Source organism: Amycolatopsis saalfeldensis, assembly GCF_900110575.1.
GTDB classification, from domain to species: Bacteria; Actinomycetota; Actinomycetes; order Mycobacteriales; family Pseudonocardiaceae; genus Amycolatopsis; species Amycolatopsis saalfeldensis.
The window spans coordinates 125116-134088 of record NZ_FOEF01000021.1; the positions used below are offsets into that span (position 1 = coordinate 125116).

An 8973-nucleotide genomic window follows, 5' to 3' on the forward strand; every position below is an offset into this window, starting at 1 on the left:
CGAGTCAGGAAGCGTAGGAAGCCGCGAACTCCACCAGGGTCCGGCTGGCGAAGCCGGACGCGCCGGGCACCACGTCGTCGTAGGTCTTGTCCGCGCGGCCCGGGCCGGCGATGTCCAGGTGCGCCCACGGCAGTCCGGCCGTGAACTCGCGCAGGAACAGCGCCGCCATGATGCCGCCGGGACCGCCCGGGGCCTGGCGGACGTCGCCGAGCTCGCCCTGGATCGACGTCGCGTAGTCCTCCACCAGCGGCATCCGCCACCACGCCTCGCCGACGCGGGCGCCGGCGGCGACGACCCGCGCGGCCAGCTCGTCGTCGGTCGCGAAGAGGCCGCCGGTGCGCAGGCCGAGCGAGACCTTCATCGCGCCGGTCAGCGTGGCGGTGTCGATCACGACGTCCGGCCGGTACTCGGCGATGCCGTACGCCAGCGCGTCGGCCATCACCATCCGGCCCTCGGCGTCGGTGTTGCCGACCTCGGTGGTGCGGCCGCCGTAGTGGCGCACGATGTCGCCGGGGCGGTAGGCCGAGCCGGACACGTGGTTCTCCGCCGCGGGCACCAGCGCGGTCACCCGCACCGGCAGCTTCAGCGCGGCGATCGCGCGCACCGCGGCGATCACGGCCGCGCCGCCCGCCATGTCGGTGCGCATCAGGTGCATGCCGTCGGCCGGCTTGATCGACAGGCCGCCGGTGTCGAAGGTGATGCCCTTGCCCACCATCAGAACGTGCGAGGACGCGCCGCGCGGCCGGTACTGCAGCTCGATCAGCCGCGGCGGCGAAGCCGAGCCGCCGCCGACGGCGAGCACCCCGCCGAAGCCGTTGTCCGCGAGCCACTTCTCGTCCCGCACGGTCACGGTCACGCCCTCGGCCGCGCCCACCACCTTCGCCGCGGTGTTGGCCAGCCAAGCGGGATTCTTGATGTTCGACGGCGTGTTCGCGAGGTCCCGGGTCAGCGCGGCGGCCGCGGCCAGCTCCCGCACCCGCGCCACCTGCGCCGCGTACTCCGGCACCGCGTCCTCGCTCGCGGCCACCAGCCGGACGGCCGTCAGCGCGGGCTTCGGCTCCTCGGTGGTCACCTTGAACCGGTAGCCGCCGAGCAGCAGGCCCATGGCCAGCTCGCCGGCCTGCTCGCCGGTGACGTCCGCGGGCAGCGCGACCTGGACGGCCTTGGCCGACCCGTCCTCCGCCGCGGCGCGGGCCGCGCGGGCGAACGCCGCGCCCGCCTTGCGGTAGTCCCGCGGCGCGCCCTCGCCGAGCCCGACCACCCACCGGGGTGAGCCCTCGCCCGGCACCTCGTGGACGTCGCCGGTCTTGCCGCTCGCGCCGTGCTCCACATGCGACTCCCCGGCCGGGTCCGGTGCCGTCGCGAGATGCGCGACCGGGGCGCCGCGCCGATAGGTGACGGAGACCTCTATCTCGGGCAGCTTCGTCGGGACGGGTGGTAGTGAGTTACGCACAGTGGGCAACCTTTGGGCGCAGACGAACCGCGACCCCGGTCTCCGAGGGGAGACCGGGGTGCGGAGATGAACGGAGCCGGGAGCCGGGGATCAGCCGGTGACCTCCTGAAGTGCCACGCCGAGATCCTTCGCTTCTTCCGCGGAGAGCTCGACGACGAGCCGGCCACCACCCTCCAGTGGCACCCGCATCACAAGGCCCCGCCCCTCCTTAGTCACTTCGAGGGGACCATCTCCGGTCCGGGGCTTCATGGCCGCCATAGCGTGCTCCCTCCGTCTCAACCGGCGCGCCCGGGTCGCGCACTCCCAAACCAGCCGGGTCTCGGCCCCCATTGTCCCTCATCAGCGGCCGGGCGCGAACGCGGACCGATCATTTGCCCTTGCATCGGTGCTGGTATGCCGCCCGCCGGGCTGAAACACTCGGTGCGGAGAACCGGGATTTCGCCAAGAGGAGCATCAGTGACCACATCCGACGTCCTGTTGACCGCCGACGCCGACGGGGTGCGCACCCTGACCCTGAACCGGCCGCAGGCGTACAACTCGCTGACTGTCGAGCTCAAGGAGCGGCTGCTCGCCGAACTGCGCGCGGCCGCCGAAGACGCGGACGTGCGCGCGGTCGTGCTCACCGGCTCGGGCCGCGCGTTCTGCGCCGGGCAGGACCTGAAGGAGCACGTGGGACTGCTGCAGGCCAACGACCCCGCGCCGTTGCACACGGTGAGCGATCACTACAACCCGATCGTCCACGCGATCATGGACCTGCCGAAGCCGGTGATCGCGGCGGTGAACGGCACCGCGGCGGGTGCGGGCGCGGCCTTCGCCTACGCCAGCGACCTGCGGATCGCCGCGAGCTCGTCGAGCTTCCTGATGGCGTTCGCGAACGTCGGCCTCGGCCCGGACTCCGGTGCGTCGTGGACGCTCCAGCGGCTCATCGGCCTCGGTCGCGCCGCGGAGCTGATGCTGATGGCCCGCACGGTGGACTCGGCCGAGGCGCTGCGGATCGGGCTGGTCGGCGAGGTCGTGCCGGACGAGGAACTGGCCGCGCGCGCCCAGTCCGTGGCCGCGAAGCTGGCCGCCGGGCCGACGGTCGCGTACGCGAAGATCAAGCACGTGCTGTCGGTCGCCGCTCAGTCCTCTCTGGACGATGCGCTCGCCGCGGAGGACGCGGCGCAGACCGCGCTGGGCGCCACCGCCGACCACACCGAGGCGGTCGAGGCCTTCGTCGGCAAGCGCCGGCCGAACTTCCAGGGCAAATAGGACTCGTGAGTGGCTGTACCGGTGCTAACCGTCGCAGCCACTCACGAGCGCTTGGCCCGGAAGCAGCCGGCCACGTGGTCGTCGACCATGCCGGTCGCCTGCATCAGCGCGTAACAGGTGGTCGGGCCGAGGAAGGCGAAGCCGCGTTTCTTCAGGTCCTTCGCCATGGCCTTGGACTCGTCGGTGATCGCCGGCACGTCGGCCATCGTCTTCGGCCGCCGGTGCTTGGCCGGGGCGAAGGACCACAGCAGCTCGTCCAGCGGAGTGTCCAACGCGGCGATGGCGCGCGCGTTGGTGATCGCGGCGAGGATCTTCGCCCGGTTCCGCACGATCGACGCGTCCTGCATGAGCCGCTCGATGTCCGCTTCGCCGAAGCGCGCGACCTTCGCCGGCTGGAACTTCTTGAACGCCTTCCGGAAGTTCTCGCGCTTGCGCAGGATCGTGATCCACGACAGCCCGGACTGGAACGACTCGAGGCAGAGCCGCTCGTACAGCTCGGCCTCGCCGTGCAGCGGGCTGCCCCACTCCTCGTCGTGGTAGGCCGCGTAGTCCGGCGCCGAGTTGCCCCACGAACACCGGACCACGCCGTCTTCGCCCAGCAATGCGGTCATTCCCGTCATCTTCCCCCTATCGAATAGTCCTCGGCGAAGCGCGCGAACTGCCGCAGCGACTGCCGCACCCCCAGCGTGAACGCCGGCCGCAGCACCGGCCAGGCCAGCTGCCCGACCACGCCGAACGGCAGCTTCAGATGCTCCGCCCAGACGAACGTGCAGCGCGCCGCGCCCTTGGCCACCACCTGGAACACCCCGGTGCCCTGCACCACGCTGCCGAGGTGGCGCACCGTGCACCGCAGCGGCGGCTCCCAGGCGGTGATCTCCATCATGTCCGTGAAGCCGATCCCGGCGAGACCGGTGAACGCCGCGATCTTGGACCCCACGCTGCGGCCGTTGCCCTCGACCACGCGCACCGAGGTGCCGAGCATCCACTCGCCCTGGCGCGTCCAGTCGGTCAGTGCCAGCCAGGTGGTCCCCGCCGGCGCCGCGACGTCGACGGACAGCACCAGGTCACTCACCGGTGGCCCACGGCTGCGCGCCCGCCTCGTGCGCCTCCCGGGCCTCCAGCTCCGCGACCCGCGCCCGCAGCCCGTCCAGCTCCACGCCCAGCCGCCGCATCACCCAGTCCACTTCGGACATCTTGTAGCCGCGCAGCACCAGCTGGTAGTGCACCTGCTGCACGTCCTCGCCGGTGATGTCCTCGGCGGGCAGGCGGGTGGGCGAGCTGCCCGGCGGCAGCGGGGCCAGCTCCTCGCCCCGGCCGAACACCACCGCGGCGAGCAGGAACACCACGGCGGCCACCAGCAGCATGACTACGAGGTAGATCAGCGCGGTCGTCACGCGACGATCGTGGCACACCGGCCGCGGGCGCGTCGCGCGAGCACGACCAGGCGCAGGGAGAGCAGCGCCCACGCCACCATCAGCACCCCGCACGGAACGCTGAGGAACAGCCTCGACGGGTCGACCGCGCCCGTCGCGATGAGCAGCGCGCTGATCGAGACCAGGTTGATCCCGACCGCCACGGTGATCAGCGCGCCGCAGATCCGGGCCAGCCGGACGCCGTCGACCCGGCGGCTGAGCCAGCGTGTGCCGAGCAGGGTGGCCAGCCCGACGAGCGGGACCGTGAAGATCGCCGCGTGCGACAGCTGGATGATCCCCATGTACCAGCCCGGGCTCGGCGTCGACAGCCTGGTCCAGTCGCCGAAGGTCAGGAGCCGGGCGAAGTCCCAGCCCAGCGACATCGCCGGGATGCCGACGATGAGTTTCCACAGCGTCCGCACCCCGCTGTGCATGCTCAGCTCGGCCTGGTAGTCCCCGGCGACCACGCCCGCCTCGCCGAAGTCGGCGACGGCGCGGCGCTCGGCCTCGTCGTCGGACCAGCCGCCGGCCCGATAGGCCTCCGCGGCGTCGCGCAGCCCGTCGCCCGCCTCCCCGAGCAGGTCGGCCTTCGCCGACCGGCAGCCGATCAGCCGCCGGTCGAGGTCCTCGAGGTACTCGTCGATCACGTTCACTCGCTCCCCCGCAGGACGCCGCCGATCACCGTGGTGAACTCCTGCCATTCGGCCCGCTCGGCGGCGAGCTCCTGCTGCCCCGGCCGCGTGAGGCGGTAGGTGCGGCGCTTCCGGCCGGCCACGACGTCCCACTCGCTGGCCAGGTAGCCGGCCCGTTCGAGCCGTCGCAGGGCCGGGTACACGGTCCCGGTGGGCAGGTCGAGCGCACCGTCGCTGCGCAGCGACAGCGCCTCGATGATCGCGTAGCCGTGCAGCTTCCGGCCATCGAGCACCGCCAGCAACAGCGCGTCCAGGTGTCCGCGCAAGGTGTCTGCCTTCATAGGTTGTCACCCTACCCATACCAACCCCTGGAAGGGTAATGCGAACGGGCCTCGAAAGACCTCCGGGGAAACCCTGAGATTTCCCCGACTTCATAGATTTCCTTGCTACATGTAGCCACGCTACCTATAGGGTTGCGGCATGGACGCACTCCCGATCGCGAGACTCCAGTTCGCGACGACGACCTCGTTCCACTTCCTGTTCGTGCTGCTCACGCTGGGCCTGGTCACGCTGGTGGCGATCATGCAGACCCGCGCCGCGCTCGGCGGGAAGCCCGAGCTGGCCAGGATGACCCGGTTCTGGGGCCGGCTGTACGTGATCAATTACGCGCTGGGCATCGCCACCGGAATCGTGATGGAATTCCAGTTCGGACTCACTTGGACCGGACTGTCCGCATTCGCCGGAGACGTCTTCGGCGCGCCACTGGCGATCGAGACGCTGGTGGCGTTCTTCCTCGAGTCCACCTTCCTGGGATTGTGGATCTTCGGCTGGGGCCGGCTGAACAAGTGGGTGCACCTGGCGCTGGTCTGGCTCGTCGCGCTCACCGCGTACGCCTCGACGCTGTTCATCATGGTGACCAACTCGTTCCTCCAGGACCCGGTCGGCAGCCACGTCCAGGGCGGCGTGCTGCGGCTCGACAGCTTCGGCGCGCTGTTCACCAACCCGGCGCTCGTGTCGTCGCTGCCGCACCTGCTCTCGGCGGCGCTGCTGACCGGCGGCTTCTTCGTGACGGGGGTGAGCGCGTACCACTTCCTCAAGCGCACCACGGAGATCGAGTTCTTCCGCCGCTCGATGCGGATCGGCGTGCTGACGGCGTTGGCCGGCAGCATCCTCACGGTCAACCAGGGCTTCGCGCAGTTCGGCGAGCTGAAGATGTACCAGCCGGGCAAGCTGGGCCAGGCCAGTGTCGGGCTGCCGCTGGGACTGATGATCGGCGTCGGCTTCCTCGCGCTGCTGTGCTCGCTGGCCGGCACGGTGCTGCTGTTCCGGAACTGGCTGACCCGCGCCCGGCCGCTGCTGTACCTGATGGTGCCCGCGATCGCGCTGCCGTTCGCCGCCGCGATCTGCGGCTGGCTCGTGCGGGAGGTCGGCCGTCAGCCGTGGCTGATCTGGGGGAAGCTGCGCACCGCGGACGCGCTCGCCGGGGTCGGCGCGGGCCAGATCCTGTTCTCCTTCATCGCTTTCTCGCTGCTGTTCCTCATTCTCGCGGTGGCCGACTGGGTGCTGCTGGCCCGGATCGCGCGCCGCGGCCCGGAATCCGCGTCGGCACCGGCCGAGCCCGAACTGCCCGTCCTGAGTGGAGTCTGACCATGGCGACCTTCTGGTGGTGCGGGCTGGGCCTGCTGCTCGGCGGCTACTTCGGCCTGGCCGGCTACGACTACGGCGTCGGGCTGCTGCTGCCCGGGCTCGGGCGCGCCGACGAGCCCCGGGCACGGCGGGCGCTCGGTGCGCTGGGGCCGTTTTTCCTGGCCAACGAGGTGTGGCTGGTCGCCGCGGTCGGGGTCCTGTTCGGCGCGTTCCCGCACCTGGAGGGCAAGGTCTTCGCCGGGGCGTACGCGCTGGTGGTGGTCCTGCTGCTGGGGCTGGTGACGTTCACCGCGTCGGTACAGCTGCGCAGCCGGCGGCCGGGCGCGCGCCGCGGCCCCTGGTCGTTCGGCATCACGGCGGGCGCGCTGGTCACGGCGGTCTCGTGGGGGCTGTTCCTCGGCAACCTGGTGCTGGGCCTGCCCGTGGACGCGCACGGCGGCCCGGTGGACGACGTCCTTGCGCTCTTCACCCCGTACGCCGTGCTGTGGGGCCTCGGCTTCGTGGCCCTGTTCTGCTTGCAGGGCGCGGTTTTCCTCGCGGTGCGGGGCCCGGCCGAGCTCACCGGACGCGCGCTGCGGCTGGCCCGCTCGGCGGCCCTGCCGGTGGGCGGTTTCCTGCTGATCGCGACGGTCTGGGGCACGATCGTGGTGCACGGCGCGTCGTGGCTCGCGCCGGTGGTGACGTTGCTCGCGTTCGCCGCGTTCGCCACTGTCCTCTTCGGACTTCGGACCGGCCGGAGCCGGCTCGCGCTGCCCGCGGTGATGCTGCTGTCCGCGACACCGGCGCTGCTCGTGGGCGTGCTCCGGTTCCCGACAGTGCTGACGTCCAGTGTGGACCCGGCGTACGCGCTGACCGTGGACGCCGCGGCCACCGCGCCCGAGACGGCGGCGCTGCTGGCCTGGTTCGCGGTGCCGTCGGTGCTGCTGCTGATCGTGGTGCAGTGGCTGACCTGGCGGATGAACCGCGCACCGGTCGACCGCGGCTCGCTGCTGCACTTCTAGGGCTTCGGAGGGGGAGAACATGCCGTCACTGCCCGGTTTACGCCGGTATCTGGCCGTCCTCGGGGTGCTGGGCGCGCTGACCGCGGGCGCGGTGCTCGTCCAGGCCGAGGGGCTCGCCACCCTGCTCACCGGCGGCGGGATCGGCACCGCGTTGCTCATCGCGGTGTTCGCCCGGGTGCTGCTGGCGCTGGCCCAGGGCGTGGTCAGCGGACGGTTCGCGGCGGCCGCGCAGGCCGGGCTGCGCCGTCGCCTGCTGGGCTCGGACTCCCCCGCGGTGGCGACCCGCGTGATCAAGGGGGCCGACGCGGCCGAAGCGCACCTCACCGGGTACCTGCCGGCGCTGGTGGTGTCCGCCGTGGTGCCGGTGGCCGTGCTGGCCCGGCTGTTCTCGGCCGATCTGGCCTCGGCGCTGGTGGTGACCGTGACGCTGCCGTTGATCCCGGTGTTCGCCGCGCTGGTCGGCGCGCACACGCGGGCCAGGACCGAGCGGCAGTGGGCCCTGCTGACCAAGCTGGGCGGGCACTTCCTGGACGTGGTCCGCGGCCTGCCGACGCTGAAGCTGTTCGGCCGCGCCGCCGCGCAGGCCAAGACCGTGCGCGCGATGGCCGAAGCCCACACCGGCGCGACCATGAAGACCCTGCGCGTCGCCTTCCTTTCCGCGCTGGTGCTGGAACTGGTCGCGACGCTGTCCATCGCGCTGATCGCCGTGCCGATCGGGTTCCGGCTGCTGGACGGCTCGATGTCCGCCCGCACCGCGATGCTGGTACTGGTGCTCGCGCCCGAGGCATACCTGCCGCTGCGCGCCGCGGGCGCGAAGTTCCACGCGGCGGCCGAGGGGCTCACGGCGATGCGCGAGATACTGGCCGAACCCGTCGCGACCCGATCCGGCGGCACGGCGACCCGGCGGCGGGGCGCGCCGGAGGTTGTCTTCGACCGGGTCTCGGTGCAGTACGGCGACCGGCCGGCACTGTCCGAAGTGGACTTGACGCTGCGGGCGGGCGAGGCCGTCGCGCTGGTGGGGCCGAGCGGCGCGGGCAAGTCCACGATGCTGGCCGTCCTGCTGGGTTTCGTCCCGCCGACGGCGGGCCGGGTGCTGGTGGACGGCGTCGACCTGCGCGAGCTGGACCACGAGGAATGGCACCGCGACCTCGCCTGGCTGCCGCAGCGCCCGACGCTGTTCAGCGGGACCGTCGCCGGGAACATCGCGATGGGCGGCCCGCGTGACGTCGCGGCCGCGGCCCGCGCCGCCGCGCTGGACGACGTCGTCGCCACCCTGCCCCAGGGCTATGCGACCCGGATCGGCGAGCTGGGCGCGGGCCTGTCGGCGGGGCAGCGGCAACGGGTCGGGCTGGCCCGCGCGCTGGCCCGCACCGACGCGTCGCTGGTCCTGCTCGACGAGCCGACCGCCCGGCTCGACGCCGGCACCGAGCGCACCGTGCTCGACGGCGCCCGCCGCCTGCTGCCCGGCCGCACCGCGCTGCTCGTCGCCCACCGCCCGGCCATGGCGGCACTGGCGACGCGGGTCGTCGAACTGCGGGGCGGCCGTGTGCCGCAAGCCGTCTGAGACCCGGGAGAAG

At 72.3% G+C, this 8973-nt stretch carries 11 protein-coding genes; 4 read left to right on the forward strand and 7 right to left on the reverse strand.

Annotated features, from left to right (window positions below):
• Positions 1-4 precede the first annotated feature (4 nt).
• Positions 5-1453 (reverse strand): leucyl aminopeptidase family protein, encoded by a 1449-nt coding sequence (locus BMY97_RS36040; RefSeq protein ID WP_091626242.1) that lies wholly within the window; start codon positions 1451-1453, stop codon positions 5-7.
• A gap of 90 nt (positions 1454-1543) precedes the next feature.
• Positions 1544-1711 (reverse strand): DUF3117 domain-containing protein, encoded by a 168-nt coding sequence (locus BMY97_RS36045; protein ID WP_091294302.1) that lies wholly within the window; start codon positions 1709-1711, stop codon positions 1544-1546.
• Between the two features lie 198 nt (positions 1712-1909).
• On the opposite strand from BMY97_RS36045, the gene BMY97_RS36050 reads away from it, so the two are divergent.
• Complete coding sequence (locus BMY97_RS36050) at positions 1910-2704, forward strand: enoyl-CoA hydratase-related protein (protein WP_091626245.1); 795 nt, start codon at positions 1910-1912, stop codon at positions 2702-2704.
• 41 nt (positions 2705-2745) lie between these two features.
• Here BMY97_RS36050 and BMY97_RS36055 read toward each other — a convergent pair whose 3' ends face one another.
• Genes BMY97_RS36055 through BMY97_RS36075 form a run of 5 tightly spaced genes read right to left on the reverse strand, consistent with a single transcriptional unit; the run spans position 2746 to position 5089 of the window.
• The gene (locus tag BMY97_RS36055; RefSeq protein ID WP_091626248.1) at positions 2746-3315 is read right to left on the reverse strand and encodes a DNA-3-methyladenine glycosylase I; all 570 of its coding nucleotides are present in this window, start codon (positions 3313-3315) and stop codon (positions 2746-2748) included.
• Between the two features lie 5 nt (positions 3316-3320).
• Entirely contained in the window at positions 3321-3776 is a 456-nt protein-coding gene (locus BMY97_RS36060; protein WP_091626251.1) for an SRPBCC family protein, read from the reverse strand.
• Complete coding sequence (locus tag BMY97_RS36065) at positions 3769-4098, reverse strand: DivIVA domain-containing protein (RefSeq protein ID WP_091626253.1); 330 nt, start codon at positions 4096-4098, stop codon at positions 3769-3771. Before BMY97_RS36065 ends, BMY97_RS36060 begins: the two co-directional genes overlap by 8 nt.
• A complete protein-coding gene (locus BMY97_RS47375; protein WP_091626430.1) occupies positions 4095-4763 on the reverse strand; it encodes a permease prefix domain 1-containing protein in 669 nt (222 codons plus the stop codon). The genes BMY97_RS36065 and BMY97_RS47375 overlap by 4 nt, the downstream gene beginning before the upstream one ends.
• A 2-nt stretch (positions 4764-4765) precedes the next feature.
• On the reverse strand, positions 4766-5089 hold the full coding sequence (locus tag BMY97_RS36075; RefSeq protein ID WP_091626256.1) for a helix-turn-helix transcriptional regulator: 324 nt from the start codon (positions 5087-5089) through the stop codon (positions 4766-4768).
• A gap of 139 nt (positions 5090-5228) precedes the next feature.
• Between BMY97_RS36075 and BMY97_RS36080 the strand changes: the two genes are divergently transcribed.
• The 3 genes from BMY97_RS36080 to cydD are packed head-to-tail and all read left to right on the forward strand — an operon-like array spanning position 5229 to position 8960.
• Positions 5229-6395: a cytochrome ubiquinol oxidase subunit I gene (locus BMY97_RS36080; RefSeq protein WP_091626259.1), complete on the forward strand. Its 1167-nt coding sequence runs from the start codon at positions 5229-5231 to the stop codon at positions 6393-6395.
• Positions 6396-6397: 2 nt separating this feature from the next.
• Positions 6398-7396 carry a cytochrome d ubiquinol oxidase subunit II gene (locus BMY97_RS36085; protein WP_091626261.1) on the forward strand — a complete coding sequence of 333 codons (999 nt, stop codon included), beginning with the start codon at positions 6398-6400 and terminating at the stop codon, positions 7394-7396.
• A gap of 19 nt (positions 7397-7415) precedes the next feature.
• Positions 7416-8960: a thiol reductant ABC exporter subunit CydD gene (gene cydD / locus BMY97_RS36090; protein ID WP_091626264.1), complete on the forward strand. Its 1545-nt coding sequence runs from the start codon at positions 7416-7418 to the stop codon at positions 8958-8960.
• Positions 8961-8973 lie beyond the last annotated feature (13 nt).

Excerpts from the sequence above, each read along its gene's own strand:
- BMY97_RS36045 (WP_091294302.1), bottom strand. The coding sequence starts at position 1,711 with ATGGCGGCCATGAAGCCCCGGACCGGAGATGGTCCCCTCGAAGTGACT.
- BMY97_RS36055 (WP_091626248.1), bottom strand. The coding sequence starts at position 3,315 with ATGACCGCATTGCTGGGCGAAGACGGCGTGGTCCGGTGTTCGTGGGGC.
- BMY97_RS36075 (WP_091626256.1), bottom strand. The coding sequence starts at position 5,089 with ATGAAGGCAGACACCTTGCGCGGACACCTGGACGCGCTGTTGCTGGCG.
- BMY97_RS36080 (WP_091626259.1), top strand. The coding sequence starts at position 5,229 with ATGGACGCACTCCCGATCGCGAGACTCCAGTTCGCGACGACGACCTCG.
- BMY97_RS36085 (WP_091626261.1), top strand. The coding sequence starts at position 6,398 with ATGGCGACCTTCTGGTGGTGCGGGCTGGGCCTGCTGCTCGGCGGCTAC.
- cydD (WP_091626264.1), top strand. The coding sequence starts at position 7,416 with ATGCCGTCACTGCCCGGTTTACGCCGGTATCTGGCCGTCCTCGGGGTG.